Annotated in this window: 24 protein-coding genes; 9 read left to right on the forward strand and 15 right to left on the reverse strand. The window is 68.8% G+C overall.

The window, feature by feature from the left end:
* Window positions 1–234 precede the first annotated feature (234 nt).
* Genes tsaD through alr form a run of 6 tightly spaced genes read right to left on the reverse strand, consistent with a single transcriptional unit; the run spans window position 235 to window position 5,213 of the window.
* A complete protein-coding gene (gene tsaD / locus ACXDF8_RS12510) occupies window positions 235–1,260 on the reverse strand; it encodes a tRNA (adenosine(37)-N6)-threonylcarbamoyltransferase complex transferase subunit TsaD (RefSeq protein WP_457223569.1) in 1,026 nt (341 codons plus the stop codon).
* Window positions 1,257–1,712: a ribosomal protein S18-alanine N-acetyltransferase gene (rimI, locus tag ACXDF8_RS12515; RefSeq protein WP_457223570.1), complete on the reverse strand. Its 456-nt coding sequence runs from the start codon at window positions 1,710–1,712 to the stop codon at window positions 1,257–1,259. The genes tsaD and rimI overlap by 4 nt, the downstream gene beginning before the upstream one ends.
* Window positions 1,709–2,371 (reverse strand): tRNA (adenosine(37)-N6)-threonylcarbamoyltransferase complex dimerization subunit type 1 TsaB, encoded by a 663-nt coding sequence (tsaB, locus tag ACXDF8_RS12520; RefSeq protein WP_457223571.1) that lies wholly within the window; start codon window positions 2,369–2,371, stop codon window positions 1,709–1,711. Before tsaB ends, rimI begins: the two co-directional genes overlap by 4 nt.
* The gene (tsaE, locus tag ACXDF8_RS12525; RefSeq protein WP_457223572.1) at window positions 2,350–2,835 is read right to left on the reverse strand and encodes a tRNA (adenosine(37)-N6)-threonylcarbamoyltransferase complex ATPase subunit type 1 TsaE; all 486 of its coding nucleotides are present in this window, start codon (window positions 2,833–2,835) and stop codon (window positions 2,350–2,352) included. Before tsaE ends, tsaB begins: the two co-directional genes overlap by 22 nt.
* Complete coding sequence (locus tag ACXDF8_RS12530; protein ID WP_457223573.1) at window positions 2,828–4,036, reverse strand: alpha/beta fold hydrolase; 1,209 nt, start codon at window positions 4,034–4,036, stop codon at window positions 2,828–2,830. The genes tsaE and ACXDF8_RS12530 overlap by 8 nt, the downstream gene beginning before the upstream one ends.
* On the reverse strand, window positions 4,026–5,213 hold the full coding sequence (alr, locus tag ACXDF8_RS12535; protein WP_457223574.1) for an alanine racemase: 1,188 nt from the start codon (window positions 5,211–5,213) through the stop codon (window positions 4,026–4,028). The genes ACXDF8_RS12530 and alr overlap by 11 nt, the downstream gene beginning before the upstream one ends.
* Window positions 5,214–5,309: 96 nt before the next feature.
* Between alr and ACXDF8_RS12540 the strand changes: the two genes are divergently transcribed.
* A complete protein-coding gene (locus tag ACXDF8_RS12540) occupies window positions 5,310–6,125 on the forward strand; it encodes a GntR family transcriptional regulator (RefSeq protein ID WP_457223575.1) in 816 nt (271 codons plus the stop codon).
* Here the strand turns inward: ACXDF8_RS12540 and ACXDF8_RS12545 are convergent.
* Window positions 6,122–6,865, reverse strand: coding sequence for an HAD family hydrolase (locus tag ACXDF8_RS12545; RefSeq protein WP_457223576.1), 744 nt, complete (start codon window positions 6,863–6,865; stop codon window positions 6,122–6,124). The two genes, ACXDF8_RS12540 and ACXDF8_RS12545, sit on opposite strands and share 4 nt — an antisense overlap.
* 38 nt (window positions 6,866–6,903) lie before the next feature.
* Between ACXDF8_RS12545 and ACXDF8_RS12550 the strand changes: the two genes are divergently transcribed.
* Complete coding sequence (locus ACXDF8_RS12550; protein WP_457223577.1) at window positions 6,904–7,824, forward strand: phosphotransferase; 921 nt, start codon at window positions 6,904–6,906, stop codon at window positions 7,822–7,824.
* A gap of 28 nt (window positions 7,825–7,852) precedes the next feature.
* Window positions 7,853–10,312 carry a GcvT family protein gene (locus ACXDF8_RS12555; RefSeq protein WP_457223578.1) on the forward strand — a complete coding sequence of 820 codons (2,460 nt, stop codon included), beginning with the start codon at window positions 7,853–7,855 and terminating at the stop codon, window positions 10,310–10,312.
* A 5-nt stretch (window positions 10,313–10,317) separates the two neighbouring features.
* Here ACXDF8_RS12555 and ACXDF8_RS12560 read toward each other — a convergent pair whose 3' ends face one another.
* The gene (locus ACXDF8_RS12560) at window positions 10,318–11,697 is read right to left on the reverse strand and encodes a glutamate decarboxylase (protein ID WP_457223579.1); all 1,380 of its coding nucleotides are present in this window, start codon (window positions 11,695–11,697) and stop codon (window positions 10,318–10,320) included.
* An 11-nt stretch (window positions 11,698–11,708) separates the two neighbouring features.
* Window positions 11,709–13,166 carry an NAD(P)H-hydrate dehydratase gene (locus ACXDF8_RS12565; RefSeq protein WP_457223580.1) on the reverse strand — a complete coding sequence of 486 codons (1,458 nt, stop codon included), beginning with the start codon at window positions 13,164–13,166 and terminating at the stop codon, window positions 11,709–11,711.
* A gap of 317 nt (window positions 13,167–13,483) precedes the next feature.
* On the opposite strand from ACXDF8_RS12565, the gene ACXDF8_RS12570 reads away from it, so the two are divergent.
* Genes ACXDF8_RS12570 through ACXDF8_RS12585 form a run of 4 tightly spaced genes read left to right on the forward strand, consistent with a single transcriptional unit; the run spans window position 13,484 to window position 14,717 of the window.
* Complete coding sequence (locus tag ACXDF8_RS12570) at window positions 13,484–13,756, forward strand: family 4 glycosyl hydrolase (RefSeq protein ID WP_457223611.1); 273 nt, start codon at window positions 13,484–13,486, stop codon at window positions 13,754–13,756.
* Window positions 13,753–13,914: a hypothetical protein gene (locus ACXDF8_RS12575; protein ID WP_457223581.1), complete on the forward strand. Its 162-nt coding sequence runs from the start codon at window positions 13,753–13,755 to the stop codon at window positions 13,912–13,914. Before ACXDF8_RS12570 ends, ACXDF8_RS12575 begins: the two co-directional genes overlap by 4 nt.
* Window positions 13,915–13,942: 28 nt before the next feature.
* On the forward strand, window positions 13,943–14,566 hold the full coding sequence (locus tag ACXDF8_RS12580; RefSeq protein WP_457223582.1) for an extracellular solute-binding protein: 624 nt from the start codon (window positions 13,943–13,945) through the stop codon (window positions 14,564–14,566).
* Window positions 14,457–14,717, forward strand: a complete 261-nt coding sequence (locus tag ACXDF8_RS12585) for a TOBE domain-containing protein (protein WP_457223583.1) — start codon at window positions 14,457–14,459, stop codon at window positions 14,715–14,717. Before ACXDF8_RS12580 ends, ACXDF8_RS12585 begins: the two co-directional genes overlap by 110 nt.
* Window positions 14,718–14,731: 14 nt before the next feature.
* On the opposite strand, the gene ACXDF8_RS12590 is transcribed toward ACXDF8_RS12585, so the two are convergent.
* Together ACXDF8_RS12590 and glmS are read right to left on the reverse strand one after the other, a co-directional pair.
* Window positions 14,732–15,373, reverse strand: a complete 642-nt coding sequence (locus ACXDF8_RS12590) for a DeoR/GlpR family DNA-binding transcription regulator (protein WP_457223584.1) — start codon at window positions 15,371–15,373, stop codon at window positions 14,732–14,734.
* Between the two features lie 73 nt (window positions 15,374–15,446).
* A complete protein-coding gene (gene glmS, locus ACXDF8_RS12595; RefSeq protein ID WP_457223585.1) occupies window positions 15,447–17,315 on the reverse strand; it encodes a glutamine--fructose-6-phosphate transaminase (isomerizing) in 1,869 nt (622 codons plus the stop codon).
* Between the two features lie 54 nt (window positions 17,316–17,369).
* On the opposite strand from glmS, the gene ACXDF8_RS12600 reads away from it, so the two are divergent.
* Window positions 17,370–18,221, forward strand: a complete 852-nt coding sequence (locus tag ACXDF8_RS12600) for a dienelactone hydrolase family protein (RefSeq protein ID WP_457223586.1) — start codon at window positions 17,370–17,372, stop codon at window positions 18,219–18,221.
* A gap of 61 nt (window positions 18,222–18,282) precedes the next feature.
* On the forward strand, window positions 18,283–19,323 hold the full coding sequence (locus ACXDF8_RS12605) for an LLM class F420-dependent oxidoreductase (RefSeq protein WP_457223587.1): 1,041 nt from the start codon (window positions 18,283–18,285) through the stop codon (window positions 19,321–19,323).
* Window positions 19,324–19,405: 82 nt separating this feature from the next.
* Here the strand turns inward: ACXDF8_RS12605 and ACXDF8_RS12610 are convergent, their stop codons facing one another.
* From ACXDF8_RS12610 to ACXDF8_RS12625, 4 genes are all read right to left on the reverse strand, one after another.
* Window positions 19,406–20,761: a hypothetical protein gene (locus ACXDF8_RS12610; protein WP_457223588.1), complete on the reverse strand. Its 1,356-nt coding sequence runs from the start codon at window positions 20,759–20,761 to the stop codon at window positions 19,406–19,408.
* The gene (locus ACXDF8_RS12615) at window positions 20,758–21,048 is read right to left on the reverse strand and encodes a DUF7162 family protein (protein WP_457223589.1); all 291 of its coding nucleotides are present in this window, start codon (window positions 21,046–21,048) and stop codon (window positions 20,758–20,760) included. Before ACXDF8_RS12615 ends, ACXDF8_RS12610 begins: the two co-directional genes overlap by 4 nt.
* 48 nt (window positions 21,049–21,096) lie before the next feature.
* Complete coding sequence (glmM, locus tag ACXDF8_RS12620; protein WP_457223590.1) at window positions 21,097–22,434, reverse strand: phosphoglucosamine mutase; 1,338 nt, start codon at window positions 22,432–22,434, stop codon at window positions 21,097–21,099.
* 152 nt (window positions 22,435–22,586) lie between these two features.
* The gene (locus ACXDF8_RS12625) at window positions 22,587–23,030 is read right to left on the reverse strand and encodes a hypothetical protein (protein ID WP_457223591.1); all 444 of its coding nucleotides are present in this window, start codon (window positions 23,028–23,030) and stop codon (window positions 22,587–22,589) included.
* Window positions 23,031–23,275 lie beyond the last annotated feature (245 nt).

Below are 23,275 nucleotides of genomic sequence, written 5' to 3' on the forward strand. Positions count from 1 at the left end.
GTCCTCCACTTAGTTAATGTGCGGCCGGGGCTTGTGCGCCCGGACCAGTCGGAATTACCAGGTGTTCGGCATACGTCCACACCCTCGCACCGTCGTCGCGGGTGCCGGCGCAGGGGGTTGTCCGTAAGCCACCTAGCACTCTATACATGCGAGTGCTAGCACTCAAGGGTGGCCCGCTGCGGATTCGCCGTGAGCGGACAAAACGGCGTGGAGTGGGCGGCGCGCCGGCCGCGCTCAGGCCACCTGTCCGGCGATAACAGGCAGGCCAGGGTCACTTTTGACATCGAGCGGCGACGGCGCGGCACCCGCCGCGATCAGGTGCGCGGCGAACGAGGCGATCATGGCGCCGTTGTCGGTGCACAGCCGCAGGCGCGGGATCCGCAGCGTCAGCCCCGCCTCGGCGCAGCGCTGCGCGGCCAGTTCACGCAGTCGGGAGTTGGCTGCCACTCCCCCGGCGATCAGCAACGTCGAGACCCCGAGCTCGGTGGCCGCACGCACCGCCTTGGCGGTCAGTACGTCGGCCACGGCTTCCTGGAACCCGGCGGCGATGTCGGACGTCGGCGCCCCAGGATGGCCCTCGACGTAGCGGGCGACGGCCGTCTTGAGCCCCGAGAAGGAGAAGGCGAACCGTTCGTCGCGCGGACCGGTCATGCCGCGCGGGAAGGTGATGGCGTCGCGGTCGCCGGTGCGGGCCAGCTCGTCGAGCACCCGTCCGCCCGGGTAGCCCAGGCCGAGCAGCCGGGCGACCTTGTCGTAGGCCTCCCCGGCCGCGTCGTCGACCGTGCTGCCCAGCTCGATGATCGGTTCGCCGAGTGAGCGCACGTGCAGCAGATGGGTGTGGCCACCGGACACCAGCAGCCCCACACACTCCGGCAGCGGGCCGTGGTCGTAGACGTCGGCGGCCAGGTGCCCACCGAGGTGGTTGACGGCGTAGAACGGCACACCCCACGCCGCCGCGTAGGCCTTGGCGGCGGCCACCCCGACCAGCAGGGCACCGGCCAGCCCGGGCCCGATGGTCGCCGCGACGACATCGGGCTTGTCGATCCCGGCAAGCGCCAGAGCGCGGCGCATGGTGGGGCCGAGCGCTTCGAGGTGAGCGCGGGACGCGATCTCGGGCACCACTCCGCCGAACCGCGCGTGCTCGTCGACGCTGGAAGCGACCTCGTCGGCCAGCAGCGTAATCGTGCCGTCGTCGTCAAGGCGGGCGATACCGACTCCTGTTTCGTCACAAGAGCTTTCGATGGCGAGGATGACTTTCACTGACCGTCCCGTCGCATCGTGTAGGCGTCGGCGCCGCTGACACGGTAATAGCGCTTGCGCACACCCATCTTCTCGAAACCGAGGCTTTCATACAGCGCGATCGCCGGTTCGTTGTCGGTGCGGACCTCCAGGTAGACCACCGAGTCCGGGCCGACCTCACCGAGAAGCTCGACCATCATCTGCCGCCCGATGCCGTGTCCCTGATAGGCCGGATCGACGCCGACGGTGTGGATCTCGTACTCGAACGGAGGGGTGCGACCCAGCCGGGAGATCCCGGCGTAGCCGACCAGCTTGTCGTCCACCCTGGCAGCCACGTACCGGTTGTGCGGCGCGGCCAGCTCACGCAGGAACGCGAAGTCCGGCCACGGGTCATCGCCCTCGAACAGCAAGTTCTCCAACTCGGCGCAGCGCGTGGCGTCAGTCTTGCGCAGCGGCCCGTACTGAACGTTCATCGCACCAGGCCCCGCTCCGCCAGTGATTTGGCGTCGGGGCGCCGCAGGTAGAGCGGCACCAGCGGTGCGGGCTGTTCGTCCCAATCGACAACAGCGCCAACCAGTCCCAGCGCCGAGGGGTAGGCGGGGCCGATCCCGGGCGACGCGAACAGCGTGATGTGCTCAGGCGATCCGGCAACGGCCTCGGCGGCGCCGATGGGGACATCCGCGGGAGCGTCGACGTCAGGACCCTCGACGCGCACCCCGTCACGGTACTGCGCCCAGTACACCTCGCGGCGACGGGCGTCGGTGACCACCAGCACGTTGCCGGTGGTGAGACCGCCGATGGCGTCGAGGCTGCACACCCCGTACACCGGCACACCCAGTGCGTGGCCATAGGCGGCGGCGGTGGCCATCCCGACCCGCAACCCGGTGAACGGTCCGGGCCCGCAGCCGACGACGACGGCGTCCAGGTCTGCCATGGTCAGCCCGGCCTCGGCGACCGCGGTCACCACATTGGGGGTCAGCATCTCGGCGTGGGCTCGGGCGTCGCGGGTGATCCGCTCACCGGCCAGTTCGAGCGCTCCGCCGGCCGCACGGACGACCACCGCGGCCGTGACCGCCGGTGTCGCGGTGTCGATGGCCAGGATGTTGCGGATCACCGGTGACTCCACTGCCATGTCGCGGTGCGCTGCTCGCTGTCCGGGCTGCGCGACAGGGTGATGTCGAGGTGGTTCTCGGAAAGCCGCTCGGCGAGCCCCTCGCCCCATTCGACGACCACCACGGCGTGATCCAGATCGGTGTCGAGGTCCAGTGAATCCAGCTCGGCGAGCAGGTCCGAACCCGTGTGTTCGAGCAGCCGGTAGACGTCGACGTGAACCAGCGCCGGGGCCTCGGGCCGGCGTGCCCGGTGAACCCGGGCCAGCACGAACGACGGCGAGGTCACCGGCCCATCCACATCCATGCCGCGCGCGATTCCCTTTGTCAGGGCCGTCTTTCCGGCGCCGAGCGGACCGGACAGCACGACGACGTCGCCGGCGCGCAGCTGACGGCCGAGACGCTCGCCGAGCGCCATGGTGTCGTCCAACGTCGGCAAGGCACAGGTGCCGCCCTGCACACGGCCGTCGGCCTTGGTGTCATCCACGGGCCCGGTCCTTGAGCCGACGCGCGAAGGCGACCAGTTTCGACGAGGTCGCCCGCTCGACGAGGCGCACGAGCGCGTCGTTGATCACGTCGGGCTGTTCGAGCTGCACGAGGTGACCGGCGCCGGGCACCACGACCAACTCCGAGTCGGGCAACACCGCGGCCATCTCCTCGGAGTGCACGACCGGCGTCAACACGTCGTGGTCACCGCAGGCGACCAGGGTGGGAATCCGGGCGAGTACCGGCAGCGCCGCGCTCTCGTCGTGGACTTCCAGGGCATGCAGGAATTCAACCAGGGTGGCGATCGGCGTGTCGTGGATCATGTCCTCGGAGAACGCCACAACGCTGGGACTGGTGTGGTCGTCGCCGTAGGAGGCGGCGCGCAGGATGGGCCGCAGCACCGAGCGTGCCGCACCGCGGGTGCGGTGGATCATCTTGGGCGCGTACCGGGCGGCGAACCGCACCGCCTCCAGCGCGGGGTTCTGCAGGATCTCACCCAACGGCGAGCGCGGAAGCCCTTCGGCGGCCGAGGAGATCAGGGCCGCTCCGACGATTCGGCTGCTGTACCGCTCGGGGAACTGCCGGGCATGCGAGAGCACCGTCATGCCACCCATCGAATGGCCCACGAGTACTATCGGTCCGCGCGGAACCATCACCTGCAGAAGGGTTTCCAGATCCTGCCCCAGCTGGCTGACGGTGTAGGTGTCGACGGGGGCCGCACCGGACTGGCCGTGACCGCGCTGGTCGTAGAACACCATGCGCACCTGGTCGCCCCACCGCGCGGCAAGCGCGGCACGCTGGAAATGGAACGAACCCATCCGCAGGCAGAACCCGTGGGCGAAGACGACGGTCAGCGGTGCGGTGATCGGACCGACCTCGCGGACCACCAGCGGGATACCGTCCGACGTGGTGACCACGCAGCCGCGGTCGGCGTCGAGCAACGCGAAATCCTCACCCCGGTAGGCGTCCTCGATGAACGACCGGTGCCTCAGAGCGCGCGCCGCCGACAACCCGGCGACGGTCCCAACGGCGCCAAGCCCCGCTGCCCCGGCTAGCAAGCCGGCCTTCTTGCCGATACCCAGGCCGGGGTCGCCGGCCTTGCGGGCCAGTAGCTCGGTGCTCTTCTCCACGCCCCGGGCCAGGCGGTCGTCGATGACGCTGCTGCGCTTGGGTTTCGGCGACTTGGCGGGGTCACTGGCCATCGGCTTGGACCTCCCGGTAGGTGCGTACGATCCGGCCGCGCGGACTCGTGACCACCTCGTAGTGGATGGTCCCGAGCAGGTCGGCCCAATCCTGGACGGTGGGTTCGCCCGATGCGCCGGGGCCGAACAGGATCGCCTCGTCGCCCTCGACGACGTCGGGCTGTCCCGGGCCGAGGTCGACGACGAACTGGTCCATGCAAACCCGGCCGACGCTGCGGCGCAGCCGCCCGTTGATCAGGACGTCGATTCGGCCGCCGAGGGTGCGATACAACCCGTCCGCATAGCCGATCGGCAGCAGCGCGAGCGTGGTGTCCCGCTCGGCGATCCAGGTGTGCCCGTAGGACACACCGTCCCCGGCTTTGATCGATTTGACCATCGCCACTTGACATTTCAGCGTCATAGCAGGCCGCAGCCCCAGATCGCCACGCTCCGGGATCGGGCTGAGCCCGTAGACCGCGATACCGGGACGCACCATATCGAACCCGAGATCGGGCCGGGTCATCGCCGACGGCGAATTGGACAAATGCGCGACCTCGAAGGCGATTCCGCGCCTGCGGGCTTCGGCGATCATCTCGGTGAACCGCTGCGCCTGAAGATCGTTGAGCGGATCGTCGGGGAGGTCCCCACTGGCCAGATGCGACATGATGCCGCGCAGCCGGATCGCGTCGCTGGCAGCCGCGCGTTGGAGCGCCGTCAGCACCGCCGAGTAATCGGCGGGACTGACCCCGTTGCGGCTGAGCCCGGTGTCGACCTTCACCGTGACCTCGGCGGTGCGCCCGGTGCGCTCGACGGCGTCGAGCAGATCACCGACCTGGCGCGCCGAGGAGACCGCGATCTGGACGTCGGCCGCCAGCGCCGGACCGAAGTCGGTGCCCGGCGGGTGCAGCCAGGCCAACACCGGCGCGGTGATGCCGGCCCGCCGCAATGCCAGTGCCTCGTCAAGGGTCGCCACACCCAGTTCGGCGGCACCCGCGGCGACGGCGGCCCGGCCGACCGCCACGGCGCCGTGTCCGTAGGCGTCGGCCTTGACCACCGCCATCACCTGCGCGGAGCCGGCGTGCTCACGCAGAACGCGCACGTTGTGGGCGATCGCCCCTAGATCGATGAGCGCTTCGGCGCCGGGGCGCCAAACCTGGGAGTGCGTCGACGGGGTCAACGATGTCGTGTGCATGTTCATGTCACCTCTACCAATTGTCCCAGACCCCGCGCCGAAACCCCGCACAGGGCGTTGACCTGTCGTTTCGGGTCGATCCGTGGCGGTAGAGTCGGCGGTGTGCGTGTGCTGTCGATGGACGACGCCGTGCTGGCCAAGCGGCCCGACCTCGGCGGCCCGTCGGAGCAGCCGGCGCATTCCCGGATCGCGACCTGGCTCGAGACGCTGATCGTCTCTGGCCGGCTGGCGGCCGGCGACAAGCTGCCCGCGGAGGTGGAGATCGCCGGCGCGCTGGGCGTCAGTCGGATGACGCTGCGCCAGGCTCTGGGCGCGATCGAGGCCAAGGGGCTCATCCGGCGCAGCCGGGGTCGGTTCGGGGGCAACTTCGTCGAGACCCCGCGCCTGGAGTTCGACCACACCGGGCTGCCAGGGTTCACCGAGCAGCTGCGTCGCCTCGACATGTCCGCCGGGGCCCACGTGGTGCGGGCCGCCACCCGGGTGCCGACGGCCGAGATCCGACAGGCCCTGGCACTCAAGCGCGGAGCCCGGGTCCACGAGATCGTCCGGATGCGGTCGGCCAACGGCACTCCGGTGCTGCTCGAGGAGACCTACCTGCCTGCCGCGCGGTTCCCGGGTCTGCTGGCCGCGGACCTGACGGGGTCGGTGTACGCCCTGATGATCGATGCGTTCGACACGGCGCTGTTCTCCGCCGACGAGCACATTGAGGCCACCCCCGCCTCCGATTTCACCGCCGAGTTGCTGGCGGTCTCGCCCGGCCACCCGTTGCTGCTGGTGACCCGGACCGCCTATGACCGCGACGGTGAGCCGGTCGAGTTCTCCCACGACTACTTCCGCTCCGACCGCACCCGGATCCGGGTCAGGTCAGGTGTGGATCGTGGCCCGGAGGGCAGGGTCGAGACCTCGCCGGCTTCCTAGCCGCGGGCCCGCAACACCGGCAGCACCGGGCCGACGAGGTCGGCCGTCAGTCGTCCCACCACCGCCGGCGCCACCGCCAGCAGCTCCGCACCGGGCTCGGCACCCACCGCGACGCAACGCATCCCCGCTGCCAGCGCGCCACGCACTCCGGGCACGGAGTCCTCGAAGACAAGCACATCGCTTGGTGCACAGCCCAATCGGTCGGCACCGGCGAGGAAACCCTCCGGATCCGGCTTGCCGCGGTTGACGTCCTCCTCGGCGACCACGATCTCGATCAGGTCACCCACCGGACTGCTCGACAGCACGGCGTGGACGTCGTCGCGCTGGGCACCGGTGACGATCGCCAAGGGCACCCGATGCTCGGCGAGCACCTGCACCAGGTGCACGGTGCCGGGCTGGATCGGGTTGTCGTCGGCGACCAGGTCGCGGTAGCGCCGCTTGCGCTCCGCCAGCAGCGCGTCGACATCATGACCGCCGGCCCCGGTGATCTGCAGGGCCTTCTCGACGATCTCGCGGTCACTGTGGCCGAGCAGATGGCGGTCGTAGTCGGCCTGGGTCAGGGTCCAGTTCAGGTGCTCGTCGAACAGTTCGCGGAAGATCCGGAACAGGATCGGCTCGTCGTCGGAGAGCGTCCCGTTGAAGTCGAAGACCACCGCAGGGCGACGGGAGGCGGCCCAGCTGGCGATGAGTTCGTGGGTCGGGCGGACATCAGGATTCGACGGCACGGCCGAGTCAAACATTGACACCGAGGCAAGTCAATAGTCTAGTCTTTTACAGCATGGTGTTCCTGTCCGACGCGGATCTGGATGCGCTGCTGGAACAACTGCCCGCGGTGGCGGGTCAACCGCGCCGACTTGAGGAACTCTCGGGGGGCCTGACCAACCGCAACGTCAAGATCACCACCGCGACAGGGGTCTACGTCGCCCGCTGCAGTGTGAACACCAAGAACCTGCTGGGCATCGACCGGGACAACGAGTACGTCAACAGCAAGGCCGCCGAGCAGGCCGGTGTCGGTGCACCCGTCGTCGACTACCGCCCCGATCTGGGCATCCTGCTGGTCGGCTTTCTCGAGGGCACCACCTTGACCAACGCCGACCTGCAACGCCCCGACGTGCTGGCCCGAGTGGCGGCGGGCTGCCGCGCACTGCACGCCGGGCCACGCTTTCGCGACCGGTTCAACATGTTCGAGCGCCAGCCTGCCTACTTGAAAGTGGCGCAGGACAACGGCTTCCGGATGCCCGCCGACTACCTCGACTACACCGATGAGTTCACTGCAGTGCAACGGGTACTCGACGCCGCCGACCAAACCACGGTGCCGTGCAACAACGACCTGCTGGCCGGCAACTTCGTCGACAACGGCGAGCGGGTCTGGCTGATCGACTACGAATACTCCGGCAACAACGACCCCTGTTTCGAGCTGGGCAACCTCGCCGCCGAATGCGGGCTGTCCACCGAACAACTCGAGGAGCTGGTGACCCTCTACTACGGCCGTCCGCTGCGCCACAAGACCGCCCGCGCGCGCCTGCAGGGAATCGTCGGCAAGTACGGCTGGACGCTGTGGGGATGTATCCAGAACGGCTCCAGCGAACTGGATTTCGACTTCTGGGAATGGGCGATGGAGCGCTACGAGTCCGCCGTCGCCGAGTTCCGGGGGCCCGATTTCCCGCGCCTGCTCACCGACGCGCAGGCCAGCGATTAAGACCGAAACTGCCAACCGATAGGAATACATGTCCGCCCAAGAGCTGCCCGGCCGCGCCCAGATCGTGATCATCGGCGGCGGCGTGATCGGCACCAGCGTCGCCTACCACCTGACCAAGCTGGGGCACACCGACGTGGTGCTGCTCGAGCAGGGCCAACTGTCCTGTGGGACGACGTGGCACGCCGCGGGTCTGGTCGGCCAGCTGCGCGCCTCGGAGAGCGGCACCCGGCTGGTGCAGTACTCGACGCAACTTTACGCCGAGCTGGAAGCCGAGACCGGACTCAGCGCCGGCTACAAGCAGTGCGGTGGTGTGACGGTGGCACGCACCGAAGACCGGATGACGCAGTTGCGCCGCACCGCGGCCAACGCCGCGGCCTACAACCTCGACTGTGAATTGCTCACCCCCGAGGAAGCTTTCGAGCGCTACCCGGTGATGCGGGTCGACGACCTGGTCGGCGCGATCTGGCTGCCTGCCGACGGCAAGGCCAATCCGACCGACCTGACCATGGCACTGGCCAAGGGGGCTCGCCAACGAGGCGCCAAGGTCTTCGAGCATGTCCGCGTTCTCGACGTGCTCACCGACGGGACGGCAGTGACCGGGGTGCGCACCGACGCCGGCGACATCGAGGCGCAGATCGTGGTCAACTGTGCCGGCCAGTGGGCCAAGGCGATCGGCGCGATGGCCGGCGTCAACGTGCCGCTATATTCGGCGGAGCACTTCTACGTCGTCACCGAGACCATCGCCGGGGTGCATCCCGACCTACCCATCCTGCGCGACCCGGACGGCTACACCTACTTCAAGGAAGAGGTGGGCGGGCTGGTCATCGGTGGCTTCGAGCCCGAGGCCAAACCGTGGGTGGCGCCCGACGCGATCCCCTACCCCTTCGAGTTCCAGCTGCTCGACGAGGACTGGGAACACTTCGAGATCCTGATGGAGAATGCGCTGCTTCGCATTCCGGATCTGGAGCACACCGGGCTGAAGAAGCTCTACAACGGCCCGGAGAGCTTCACCCCGGACAACCAGTTCATCCTCGGCGAGGCACCCAACTGCGCCAACTTCTTCGTCGGCGCGGGCTTCAACTCAGTGGGCATCGCCTCGGCCGGCGGCGCGGGTCGTGCGCTGGCCGAATGGATCGTCAACGGGTCGGCCACCACCGACCTGACCGGCGTCGACATCCGCCGCTTCGCCCCCTTCAACGGCAATGTGGCCTGGCTGCACGACCGGGTCGCCGAGGTACTCGGTGTGCACTACGAGATCCCTTGGCCAAACCGCGAACTCACTACCGCGCGGCCGTTCCGGCGCTCACCGGTGCACCACCTCCTGGTCGAAGCGGGTGCGAATTTCGGCAGCCGGATGGGTTGGGAGCGCGCCAACTTCTTCGCCCCCGAGGGCGAGGACCCGGTGATCGAATACTCGTGGGGCAAGCAGAACTGGTTGCCGTGGTCGGCCGCCGAACAGGTCAACACCCGTAGCAACGTCACGGTGTTCGACCAGACCTCGTTCTCCAAGTACGTGGTGGTCGGTCCCGACGCCGAAACCGCACTGCAGTGGCTGTGTACCGCCGATGTCGCTGTCCCGGTGGGTAAGTCGGTGTACACCGGGATGCTCAACGAGCGCGGCACCTACGAATCCGACATCACCGTCACCCGCACCGGGGCACACGAGTACCTGATCGTCAGCAGTGCGGCCACCACAGAACGCGACAAGGACCACATTCGCAAGAACATGCCCACCGGGGTGCATGCCGAGTTGGTCGACGTCACGTCGTCGATGGCGGTGTTCGGGGTGATGGGCCCGAAGTCGCGTGAGCTGCTGGCCGGCCTCACCGACGCCGACCTGTCCGATGCCGCGTTCGGATTCGCCACCAGCCAGGTGATCTCACTGGGCTATGCCACCGTGCGGGCCACACGGATCACCTATGTCGGCGAATTGGGTTGGGAGCTTTACGTTCCCACCGAGTTCGCGGTCGGGGTCTACGAGGACCTACTCGCGGCGGGCGAGAAGCTCGGCATCGCCCGCGGCGGGTACTACGCCATCGAGTCGATGCGGCTGGAGAAGGGTTACCGGGCCTTCGGGCGGGAACTCACCCCCAACGACAATCCGGTCGAGGCCGGGTTGCTGTTCACCTGCAAACTCAACGCGGACGTCGACTTTCTGGGCCGCGCCGCGGTGGAGAAAGCCAAGGCGCAGGGCCCGCGCCGCCGACTGGTCAGCTTCGCGGTCGACTCACCCGAGCCGATGTTGTGGGGCGGTGAGCTGATCCTGCGCGACGGCGTGGTCGCCGGTCAGGTCAGCTCCGCCGCCTGGGGCGCCACCACCGGGGCGTGCGTCGGGCTGGGCTACCTGCGAGCGGGCGACGACGCCGCCGTCGTCACCCCCGACTGGGTGCGCGCCGGGTCCTACGCCGTCAATGTTGGCGGCGAGGTCTATCCGATCACCGTGTCACTCAAGGCGATCTACGACCCGGCGAACGAGCGGGTCCGCTGAGCCGCTCAGTGCGCGAAGTGCTCCTGGGTGAAGTGGCCGTCGGGCTTGATCGCGTCCAGATGGCCGAGCACCGCGTTGAGGTCCTCCCACAGCGAGCGGGCCAGGTCTGCCGAGAAGCCCTCGCGCACCACCACCCGTAGCACCGAAACATCCTCGGCGCCATCGGGCATCGTGTAGGCCGGCACCTGCCAGCCGTAGGAGCGCAGGGCGGCCGACACGTCGAACTCGGTGTAGCCGAAGTCGCCCTTCAGCCGGAACGCCACCACCGGGATCGCCGAACCGTCTGCGATCACCTCGAAGTGCTGGCAACCCTCGAGCTTGTCGGCGAACCAGCGCGCGGTCGACGAGAGGCACTGCATCACGTGGGTGTAGCCGGCGCGGCCCAGCCGCAGGAAGTTGTAGTACTGACCGACCACCTGGTTTCCGGGCCGGGAGAAGTTCAGCGTGAACGTCGGCATGTCACCGCCGAGGTAGTTGACCCGGAAGACGAGTTCCTCGGGCAGGCAGTCGGCGTTGCGCCACACCACGAATCCGATTCCGGGATAGGTGAGTCCGTACTTGTGGCCGCTGACGTTGATCGACGCCACCCGCGGTAGCCGGAAGTCCCACTTGAGGTCGGGATGCAGGAACGGCACCACGAATCCACCGCTGGCAGCGTCGACGTGCACCGGGATGTCGAGTCCCTTCTCCGCGGCCAGTCGGTCCAGCGCGGCGCAGATCTCGGCGACCGGCTCCAGCTCGCCGGTGTAGGTGGTGCCCAGGATCGCGACCACACCGATGGTGTCCTCGTCGACGTACTCGAGCACCTGCTCGGGGGTGATGACGTAGCGGTCCTCGGCCATCGGGATGTAGCGCGGCTCGACTTCGAAGTAGCGGCAGAACTTCTCCCAGACCACCTGCACGTTGGAGCCCATGACGAGGTTGGGGGTGCGGGTCTTCCACTTATCGCCGACGCGTTCCTTCCACCGCCACTTCAGCGCCAGACCGCCGAGCATGACCGCCTCCGACGAGCCGATGGTCGAGACCCCGACCGCACTGGCGGCGTCGTCGTCGCGCAGGTTCTCGGCGTGGAAGAGGTCGGCGACCATGGACACACACCGGGATTCGATCGCCGCGGTCGCCGGGTACTCGTCCTTGTCGATCATGTTCTTGTCGAACGTCTCCGACATCAGCTTCTCGGCTTCGGGGTCCATCCACGTGGTGACGAACGTGGCGAGGTTGAGCCGGGAGCTGCCGTCGAGCATCAGTTCGTCGTGGATGAACCGGTACGCCGCAGCGGGTTCCATCGACTCGTCGGGTAGCCGCAGCGACGGCACCGGATCGGTGGACAGCCGACCGGTGTAGGCCGGCGCGATCGACGGGGAACGGTACTTGACGTGTGGCATGGGACACCTTCCTAGAGCTCTGCGACAGCTTGACGAATGTGAGCGAGAATGCGCGACGCGGACGTGGGGACCGGAGCCGGGCCGGGATCGGCGGCCGAGGCGTTGGCGGCGCGGGCGTGCACGAAGGCTGCTGCCGCAGCGGCTTCGGCCGGCGGCAGTCCGGAGGCCAGTAGTGCGCCGATCATGCCGGACAGCACGTCGCCGGAGCCGGCGGTGGCCGCCCATGCCCCGCCCGCGGGGTTGAGGTAGACGGTGCCGGACGGCGCTGATCCCCGGGTCGCTTCGCTCCTGCCCGCCGGCTCGGCGATGATCGTGACATTGCCCTTGAGCAGCACCGTCGCCCCGAAGGCCTCGGCCAGCTTGCGGGCGGCGGCCACCCGGTCGTCGCCCGGGGGATGGCCCGCCAGGCGGGCGAACTCCCCGGCGTGCGGTGTCAGCACGGTCGGGGCGTCTCGCCGCGCCACCAGGTCTGGATGCGCGGCCAGCATGGTCAGCGCGTCGGCGTCGACTACCACCGGCAGGTCCGTGCCGAGTGCGAAGGCCAGTGTGGCGAAACCGCTTTCGTCGGTGCCGAGACCGGGACCCACCACCCAGGACTGCACCCGCCCGGCGGCCTGCGGGCTCGGCGCGGCGACCACTTCCGGCCAGTGCGACACCACGTCGGCCGCGGCGGACCCGGCGTATCGCTTCATACCCGAGGTGGTGGCCACCGCGGCGCCGGTGCACAGGATCGCCGCGCCCGGGTACGTCGAGGAGCCGGCGAGAATGCCGGTCACCCCCTGGCTGTACTTGTCGTCGTGTGCGCCGGGCTTCGGCCAGCGGGCCTTGACCTCCGCGGCGTCGAAACCGAGGAGGTCGGTGGGCGGCAGGTCCAGTCCGATGTCGACCAGTTCGACGCGACCGCACTCACCGAGCGCGTGCACCGGTTTGAGGCCGCCGAACGTCACGGTCAACACGGCGTGTACGGAGGGTCCGGTGACAGCTCCGGTCTGGACGTCCACGCCGCTGGGAATGTCGACGGCAACGACGGGAATGCCTGCGGCATCGACGGCGGCGAAGACCTCGGCCGCCGCGGGTCGAAGCGGGCCGGTTCCGGAGATGCCGACGACGCCGTCGATCACGAGGTCGGTCGCCGGCGGGACACTCGCGACCACCCGGCCGCCGGCGGCCCGGAACGCCGCAAGAGCCTTGGGGTGGGTGCGATCGGGGCTCAGCAGCACGGCGGTCGCCGCGGCTCCGCGGCGCCGCAGCAGGGTCGCCGCCCACAGCGCGTCACCGCCGTTGTCCCCGGAGCCGACGACGGCGCAGACCCGGCTACCGGCCACTGCGCCGGTCCGGCTGCGCAGCTCCGCGGCGATCGCGGTGGCCAGCCCGTAGGCGGCACGGCGCATCAAGACACCGTCGGGCAGGCTCGCCAGCAGGGGCGCCTCGGCGGCGCGGATCGCGTCGGCGGTGTAGTAGTGCCGCATCGCGACCAAGGTTACGTTGCCGACGGGCGATCGCACCGGGGTCCGCCGCGAATCGGCAATCCACCGCGGGTCGACTGTGCGTCAAGGGCGGGAATTCCGCCGAAAGGTCGCCGTCGACGCACAGTCGAACGCGTCGGCGCACAGTCGATGCGGCGTCCCCCGACCCACGCACGAACGCGCACAGCAGCACGCGCACTATCGGGTGATATGCGCGAAATGCGCAAAACTGCTGGGACGAAATCCACGATCGTGATCATCGGTGCCGGCAGCGTCGTCTTCACCAGGGAGCTGCTCGGGGACATCCTGTCACGATCGGCATCGGCGGCATCTTCCGCGGACTGCGGACATTCCCGGTGCTGGCCGGTATCGCCGCCGACATGGCGGCGCTGTGCCCAGACGCCTGGCTGCTGAACTACACCAACCCGATGGCCATGAACGTCGCCTACCTGCACCACGTCGCCCCGCGGCTGAAGGTGCTCGGGCTCTGCCATTCCGTGCACTGGACGATGGTCGGGTTCTGCGAGCTGATCGACATACCGTTCGACGAGTGCACCTACTGGTCGGCCGGGGTCTACGAGCGGAACTGGTGACAATCGAGTCATTGCCCATCGAACAGGCCGGCATTCCGACGCCCACCGACCAGTGGACCTGGGACGACCTCCGGGCCGCCGCGGCCAAGCTGAACGATCCGGCCAAGAGCCAGTACGGCTGGCTGCTGGCCGCCTATGCCCTGGGAAGCCGGCGGTGACATCCTGTCGCCGGACAACACTCACGCCGTGTTCAACTCCGAGACCGGCGTCAAGGCACTGACCGTGCTGCAGCAGATGGCCGTCACCGACATGTCGATCAACCTCGACACCACCAACAGCAACGGCACCAAGCTGATGAACAGCGGCAAGATCGGGATGCTCGTCACCGGCCCGTGGGATCTCAGCTCGCTGTCCGACATCCAGTACGGCGTACAGATGCTGCCCACCTTCGCCGGATCCAGCGGTGGCCACCAGACCATCTCCGGCCCGGACAACTGGGTGGTGTTCGACAACGGCGAGGCCCGCAAGAAAGCCGCGGTCGACTTCGTCAAGTGGGACTTCGGTCTGGTGAACGCCGCGCTCAACGCTGTCGGGATCAGCTCCCAGCCGTTTCGTCGCGACCTTCATGGGCAACCCGCCGATGAGCCTGATGACGGCTGCCGTGCACGCTGGCGTCCTGCGGATCGCCTGCGCGGCCGTACACCCTGTGGCGGCACCGGATGGGCCCGCTGTCGGCGGCGTGCGGCCCGAACACGTGACGGTGCAAGCCGGTTCGGCGCAGCGCAACGGTGCCGTACCGGCAGTGGTGGACTTTTGCGAGCCGCTCGGCAGCCATGTCTTGGTGCACACGCTGGTTCCCACCGAGGGTGAGCCGGCGCGAGTGGTCGCGCAGGCGCCGCCCGGTGTGTTCTTCGACCCCGGCGCCGCGGTGAGTCTGTCCCTGGCGCCGGAAAAGACGTATCTGTTCGACGCCGACACCGGGTCAGCGGTGGGCTCGCGCGAACGGATTGTCCTCGGCTGAGATTGTGCTGCAGCCTATTTCGCGCCGGCGACGACGACCTCGAGGTTGCGGGTCTCCGCAGCGAGGCGGTCCTCCTCGGCGATGTCGGCATCGGTGACCAGCGTGCGGATCACCTCGGGCCCGCAGATGCGGGCGAACGTCACCTTGCCGATCTTGGAGCTGTCGGCCACCAGCACCGTGCGCGCGGCCTGCTGGATGAACGCCAGGTCGGTGTGCGCCTCCATCTCGTCGTGGGTGGTGCACCCGCCCGAGGCAGTGAATCCGTCGGCCCCGACGAAGGCGATGTCGAAGTGGTACTGCGCGATCATCGCCTCGGCGGCGGGCCCGACCAGTTCGTAGGAAGCGTGTCTTGCCTTGCCGCCCACCACGATCAGGCGAATGTTGGGTCGCGAGATCAGCTCGGCGGCGGCGATCCCGATGGCCCGCTTCTGCTTGAGCTGGCGAGATGCCTTGTACCGGATCGGCATTTCCAGGCCTGCCGGATTCGGCAGCGCGCCGCCGGGTGTCCGGCGCACCAGGCCCTGCTCGTGAAGGGACTGCAGATCGCGGCGAATCGTGGCGGACGACACCTGGAACTCCTCGGCCAGCCGGACCACGTCGACGCTGCCGCCGTCACCCAACCGGTCCAGGATCTCGCCAAGCCGCTCCGCTTTCACGCACGTGGCCTACGTGTCCACGGCGATCAAAACGAACACTTACGCGCAAGCGGCGCAAGCAGCGGCCCGCGCTCTACTCGACCGTGACGGACTTGGCCAGGTTGCGCGGCTTGTCGACGTCGTAGCCGCGAGCGCGCGCCACCGCGGCGGCAAACACCTGCAGCGGAACCGTGGACAGCAACGGCTGGAAAAGCGTTGAGACGGCAGGCAATTCGAAGATGTGGTCGGCATACGGCCGCACCGTGTCGTCGCCCTCCTCGGCCAGCACGATCGTGACCGCGCCGCGGGCCTGGATCTCCCGGATGTTGCTCAACAGCTTGGCGTGCAGCGTGGCCGCGTTCTTCGGCGACGGCATCACAACGATGACCGGCAGGCCCTCGTCGATGAGTGCGATCGGCCCGTGCTTCAGCTCACCGGCGGCGAAGCCCTCGGCGTGCATGTAGGCCAGTTCCTTGAGCTTGAGCGCACCCTCGAGTGCCACCGGATATCCGACGTGACGCCCCAGGAACAGCACCGTCGGCGACGCCGCGAACCGCTTGCCGAGCTCGGTGATGGGTCCGATGTGCTCCAGTACACGGGCCACCTGATCGGGCATCGCTTCGAGCTCTTTGTACTCCCGCTCGACCTCGTCGGGGTACTTGGTGCCGCGGGCCTGCGCCAGGGCCAGGCCGACCAGATAGTTGGCGGCGATCTGGGCCAGGAAGGTCTTGGTGGCCGCCACGCCGATCTCCGGGCCGGCGCGGGTGTAGAGCACCGCGTCGGCCTCGCGCGGGATCTGACTGCCGTTGGTGTTGCAGATCGCCAGCACCTTGGCCTTCTGGCTCTTGGCGTGCCGGACGGCCTCCAGGGTGTCGGCGGTCTCACCGGACTGCGAGATGGCGATCACCAGCGTGCCTCGGTCCAGCACCGGGTCCCGGTAGCGGAACTCGCTGGCCAGCTCCACCTCCACCGGAAGTCGGGTCCAATGCTCGATTGCGTACTTGGCCAACAGCCCCGAGTGGAATGCGGTGCCGCAGGCGACGATGAAGACCTTGTCGACCTCACGCAGTTCCTGATCGCTCAGGCGCTGCTCGTCGAGCACGATGCGGCCGTCGACGAAGTGACCCAGCAGCGTGTCGGCGACCGCGGTCGGCTGCTCGGCGATCTCCTTGAGCATGAAGTAGTCGTAGCCGCCCTTTTCAGCGGCCGACAGATCCCAGTCGATGTGAAACTCGCGAGCGTTCGCGGCGTCGTCGTTGCCGGCAAAGTCGGTGATCCGATACCCGTCGGCGGTGATCACCACTGCCTGGTCCTGACCGAGTTCGACGGCGTCGCGGGTGAATTCGATGAACGCCGCGACGTCGGAGCCGAGGAACATCTCGCCGGTGCCCACCCCGACCACCAGCGGGGTCGAGCGCCGGGCGGCGATGATGGTGCCGGGGTCGTCGGCGTGGGCGAAGACCAGCGTGAAGTGGCCCTCCAAGCGGCGCAACACCGAAAGCACCGAGGCCTCGAAGTCGCCTGCGGTCGGCCCCTGCCGGTAGGCCCGGGCAACCAGGTGGACGGCCACCTCGGTATCGGTGTCGCTGGCGAACTCCACACCGTCGGTTTCCAGTTCCTGGCGCAACGACGCGAAGTTCTCGATGATGCCGTTGTGCACCACCGCGAACTTGCCCGCAGCGTCGCGGTGCGGATGCGCGTTGCGGTCGGTGGGCCGGCCGTGGGTGGCCCAGCGGGTATGGCCCATGCCCGCGGTACCGGTCAGCGTGGCAGCGTCGGTCTCGGCCAGCGCCTCCTCCAGGTTGGCCAGCCGACCGGCCCGGCGGCGGACGGTCAGCCCGCCGTGGCCGTCGAGAAGGGCCACGCCCGACGAGTCGTAGCCGCGGTACTCCATCCGGCGCAGCGCGTCGACCACGACATCCCGGGCAGGGCGATGCCCGACATAGGCCACGATTCCGCACATGGATAACCAGGGTAGTGCAGCGCTGCGGGCGGGCCGGTGCGTTAGGTTCTTGGGGTGGCCCGGACACGCAAGCTCTTCGCGGCGTTGACCCGCCGCGGACCACATCAGGTTCTGCGCGGCGACCTGGCCTTTGCCGGGCTTCCCGGCATCGTCTACACCCCGGCATCCGGGTTCAATCTGCCTGGTGTGGCCTTCGGCCACGATTGGCTCACAGACGTCGGCCACTACTGTCGCACCCTGGAACATCTCGCCTCCTGGGGCATCGTCGCCGCAGCACCCGACACCGAGCGCGGCCTGGCACCGTCGGTGCTCAACTTCGCCTTCGACCTCGGCACGACGCTGGACATCATCACCGGCGTGCGGTTGGGCCCGGGCCAGATCAGCGTCCACCCCACCAAGCTGGGACTGGCGGGACACGGCTTCGGTGCGTCGGCCGCGGTGTTCGCCGCCGCCGGCCTGGCCGGTGCGGGCGACACCGCACCGAAGGCGGTGGCGGCCCTGTTCCCCGCGGTTACCAAACCGCCCGCCCAGCAGCCGGCGTCGACGTTGCGGGTGCCTGGGCTGGTACTCAGCGCACCCGATGACGCGCTGTCGCTGCGCACCGACGCCCAGGATCTCGCCCGAGTCTGGACCGGCTCGGTGTCGCACATCGTCGCCAAGTCCACTTCCGCCGGCCTGGCCGAGAAACGGCGCTTCGCGCGGTTCCTGGGCCTGCCGGGCTCCGACAAGCGCACGCAGATGACGGTCCGGGCGCTGCTGACCGGATTCCTGCTGTTCCAGTTGACCGGCGACAAGACCTACCGCGAGTTCGCCGACCCCGAGGCGGTGCTACCCAAGACCGAGCAGCCGGATCCCGAGGCGCCGCCGGTGACGCCCGAGGCGCGCATTGTCGCCCTGCTCAGATAGCTGCCAGGGCCGTCCAACACCCACCCCCAGTCAACCAACTGGTTGGTGATATAACGGCGTGATGCGCACCGGAATCTTTCTGGACTACTCGGGCGGCTTCCGGGAGGCCGTCGAGCACATCGTGGTGTTGGAGCAGGCGGGCGTGGACATCGCGCTGGTCGCCGAGGCCTACTCCTATGACGCCGTCAGCCAGCTGGGATACCTGGCCGCCAAGACCTCGACCATCGAGCTCGGCTCGGGTGTCTTCCCCATCTACACCCGCACCCCGTCATTGTTGGCGATGACGGCGGCTGGACTGGATTTCGTCTCCGACGGCCGGTTCCAGCTGGGCATCGGCACCTCGGGTCCGCAGGTGGTGGAGGGCTTCCACGGTGTCCCGTTCGACGCGCCGCTGGGCCGCACCCGTGAGGTCGTCGACATCTGCCGGCAGGTGTGGCGGCGCGAACGGGTGCAACACTCCGGACGCAGCTACCAGATCCCGCTGCCCGCCGAGCGGGGCACCGGCTTGGGCAAGCCACTGCAGCTCATCAATCATCCTGTCCGCGAACGTATCCCGATCACCATCGCAGCCCTCGGACCGAAGAATGTCGAACTGACCGCCGAGATCGCCGAGGGTTGGCAGCCGGTGTTCTTCTATCCCGAGAAGGCCGACATGGTGTGGGGCGAGGCACTGCGGGCCGGAAAGGCCAAGCGCGCACCAGAACTCGGGGAGCTCGACCTCATGGTCGGCGTCTCGCTGGCCATCGGCGACGACGTCGAAGAACGGCTGAGCTGGGCCAAGCCCCATCTGGCGCTCTACATCGGCGGCATGGGCGCACGCGGGCAGAACTTCTATCACAAGCTGGCCACCCGATACGGCTACGGCGAAGTGGCCGACCACATCCAGGACCTGTACCTGGCCGGCCGCAAGACCGAGGCGATCGCCGCGGTGCCCGACGAACTGGTACGCATGGTCTCGCTGATCGGGCCGCGCGGCTTCGTCAAGGAACGCATCGCCGCCTTCGCCGAAGCGGGCGTCACCACGCTGCTGGTCACCCCGGTGACCGCCGACGGCGGCGAATATGTCAGCTACGTCGAGGACCTGCAGCAGCTGCTCCCCTGATCACCGGCGGGCCCGCCGCCCGTTGCTCATCGGCCGGACGAAGGACACGCCGGTCCACATCCGCCACGGCCTGGCTCGGTGCTTACTGGCCGACCTGCGGCAGCTCGTCGGCCGCGATCTCGCAGGGTGTCCGCTCACCGGGCCGACCCGTTGGCTGTCCGTTGCCCTCGGCTGGTGGCGGCTCCTGCCTGGGCGGCGCGGGAGCGACGGCCGGGACCGCGGGCTCCGGCGCGGCGGGTTGCGGGTCGGCAACGGATTCCGTCACCGGGACATCCTGCGCGTCCATATCCGCGGGTTCGACGGAATCGTCCTCGCGGCCGGGGTCGGTGTCCTCGCCGGTGTCTTCGCCGGTGTCCTCGGGTTCGTCACGAGCGTCGTCGCCGGCCGCAACGTCGAGATCAGACAACGGGTCGCCGACCGGAGCGCCGAGCGACCCACCGAACAGACCTGCGAGTACATCAGTGATCTGGCCGACCAACCCGGACAGTCCGCCCGCGACGTCGGGCATGCCCGGAATGCCGGCCGGTGTGACTGTTCCGGCATCGGGCAGCGTCGGCGGCCCCGCCGCAGCGGCCGGCGGGAGCGGCTGCGGCCCAATCGCTTCCGGTGATACCAACAGTCCCGGAGTGGGTTCAGCGATCGAGGGTGCGCTCACCGCCGGCTGCACTGGGAGATTGCGCGCAACGGGCACGGCGCCGACCGGGCCGGACGGCTCACCGAGCGGGGACGTCGACGACGCGCCGGCCGGCAGGCCGGGCACGTCGGGAACCGCGAAATGCACTGCGGGAGAGGTAGCGAGCCGACGTATCGCGTCGTCGTAGGCATCGGCCATCCCGGTGGTCGATGAACGCATCGCGCTCACCCATTCGCCACGGACGTCGGCGTCGACGTACGGTGTGATCTGTCGAGTCACCACCTCGACGGCCTCGGCCCGCTCTCCTGCCCCGCCGGTCACGATCGCGGCCGCGGCCAGCCACGCCGATCGCTCGCCGGCGCACCGCTGGTCGATGGACACCGCCGCCTCGACCCGCTGGTCGACCAGCCGCCACAGGGTGTCCCGCAGTGTCGTGCACGCTTCGGCTGCGGCGTGCACGCCGCCGGCGACGGTGGCCCCGGCGTCGCAATGCTGAATGATGAAATTCTCTGCCCAGGAACCTGATTGGCCATCCCAGACGGCGCTCAGTGCGGCCAGGGCCGCGCGTTGCACGGTCAGGGCCTCGTCTGCGGCCGCGCCGGCCGCACGCAACGTCGCACAGTCGGCGTCGAGCGCCTGCAGATCCAGGCCCTCCACCGCGCCGTACCAGTCCAGGACCGCAGCGGGGTGTGCAGTCAGATCCGGATGCCGATAGCCGACCGCGCGGCAGGCCGAGACGTAGGCCTGGGTATTGGCCACCGACGGCGCGCCCTGCGCCAGCCGGGCGGAAACGTCGAACGTCATCGCAGCGCCGCCTTCAGCTCGGCTTCGGTGTAGTGATCGGCGACAGACCGCAACGCAGCGGCGATCTCCTCCGCGGCGCGCGACCACTGCGCGAGTTCGGCCGCGCAGTGATCCAGCGCGGCGCGCACCGCGCCGCCGCTTGCGGTGTGCGCCCGGCCCGCCGCGGAGCCGTCGAAGCGCAACCGGCTCAAGTGAGTTCGGGACACACCGTCGAGGATGTCGGCGGCAGCGGCGAAACGCTGTGCCACGGCCCGTACCGCGGCGGTGTCCACCCGTGTACTTCCCATACCGGTAGGACGCACGTGCGCCGCCGTTGGTTCCCGGTGGTTGTCGACTCAGCCTTCGGCGCTGACCGATTCGGCGATACGCAGCGCCAGCTGGCGCGCGGTGTCCTCGTCGGCCGCCTCGACCATCACCCGCACCATCTGCTCGGTGCCGGACGGACGCAAGAGGATTCGCCCGGTGTCACCGAGTTCGGCCTCGGCCTGGCGCACTGCGCTCTGCACCGCGGGTGCCTCGGCGACCGTGGCCTTGTCGGCGACCTGGACATTGATCAGGACCTGGGGCAGCGTCTTCATCTGCGCGGCCAGCGCCGCCAGCGACAAACGGGTCTGCGCCATCCTCGACATCAGGCGTAGTCCGGTGGCGATGCCGTCCCCGGTGGTGGCCAGCGCGGGCATCACGATGTGGCCGGACTGCTCGCCGCCGAGCGTGAATCCGCCCGCCCGCAGTTCCTCCAGGACGTAGCGGTCACCGACTCCGGTGGTGCGCACCGTGATTCCGGCCGCGCGCATTGCCAGATGCAGTCCCAGATTGCTCATCACGGTGGCGACGAGGGTGTCGGCGGCCAGTTCACCGGCCTCCTGCATGGCCAACGCGAGGACCACCATGATGGCATCTCCGTCGATGACCTGGCCTGCGGCGTCCACCGCGAGGCAGCGGTCGGCGTCACCATCGTGGGCCAGGCCCAGATCCGCCCCGTGGGCCAATACGGCGGCCTGCACCTGCTCGAGGTGTGTCGATCCGCAACCCTCGTTGATATTGAGGCCGTCGGGTTCGGCGTTGATGGCGATCACCCGCGCACCGGCGGCATCGTAGGCGCGCGGCGCCGCCTGCGACGCGGCGCCGTTGGCGCAGTCGACGACGACGGTGATGCCGTCGAGTCGCTGAGGAGCCGCGCTCCGCACGTGCTGCAGATAGCGCTCCAACGCGTCGGAGGCGTCACGAACTCGGCCGATCTGCGCACCGACGGGCCGCAGACCGGGGCCCTGGGCCACCAGTTCCTCAATGCGGTCTTCCGCGTCGTCGTCGAGTTTGTGGCCGCCTGGGCCGAAGATCTTGATGCCGTTGTCGGGCATGGGGTTGTGCGAGGCCGAGATCATCACCCCGAAGTCCGCGTCATAGGCGCCGGTGAGGTAGGCCACCGCGGGAGTGGGCAGCACACCGACCCGCACCGCGTCGACACCCTCACCGGTCACGCCGGCGATGACCGCCGCCTCCAGCATTTCGCCACTGGCCCGTGGGTCGCGACCGATGACGGCGATCCGGCGCCCCGAGGTTCTGGTGACCGCCAACCGACGCGCGGCTGCGCCGCCGAGGGCCAACGCCAGCTCAGCGGTCAGTTCTCGGTTGGCGACGCCGCGAACCCCATCGGTCCCGAACAGTCGTCCCATGCGGACAAACCTCTCACAACTGCCTACTCAAGACACAACCGACGAGGTTATCGGCCATGTCGCCGCACAACCGTCATTTCACGAGACTGCACCGACGAACACTGCCCGCACCGATGCGGTGCGGGCAGTGGGTGCGTCTGCGGCTAGACCGGCTACCGGCTCTCGGCGGGAGCCGGCGGGGCCGGTTGCGCGCTGGTGGTCGGCGCCATGCTCGGCATGTCGTGGTTGTCCGCCGGGGCGATCTCGGAAGCGCCCGGACCGTTCTGGCTGAACACGTAGCTCAGCCCGCCGGTGGCGCTGGTGCACGGCGGCAAGGTGGCGATCTCGCTGGTGTCGAGTTCGGCCAGTCGCGTCGACAGGTCATCGCCCGGGCACACCGAGGTGGCCAGGGTCTGCGCGCTGGTCAGCGACACGTCCTGGATGACTCCGATCTGCTGGCCGTCGACAGTGAGCGCGACGTTGATCTTGCTGTCGCCGACCACCGACTGCGGTGGCTGCGGTGTCGACGGGGCTGCGTTCGCAAGGCCAAAACCACCCGCGACGAGCAGCGATCCGCCCAGAACGGCACCTGCGGCCGCCTTGGTCATCGTGTTCATGTTCGCTCCTTTTCTTCTGCGTTAGTGGCAGGGAACCAGAGCTGCGCGAGCTATCACCCCACAGCCGGCGAACGAGGACATCGACCCCCGAAGAGTCCCATCTCCTACCTCGGCTGCCGACGTTTCCGCCGGCTGCTACAGGGTTTGCCGATGGCCGGCGAACTCAAACCGAAATTTAACAATCGGCGCCGGCACCCACTCTGAGCTGGGCGTTAACCGTGTGACTCACCGCACAACGCACTCGC

Source organism: Mycolicibacterium sp. CBM1 (assembly GCF_054073305.1).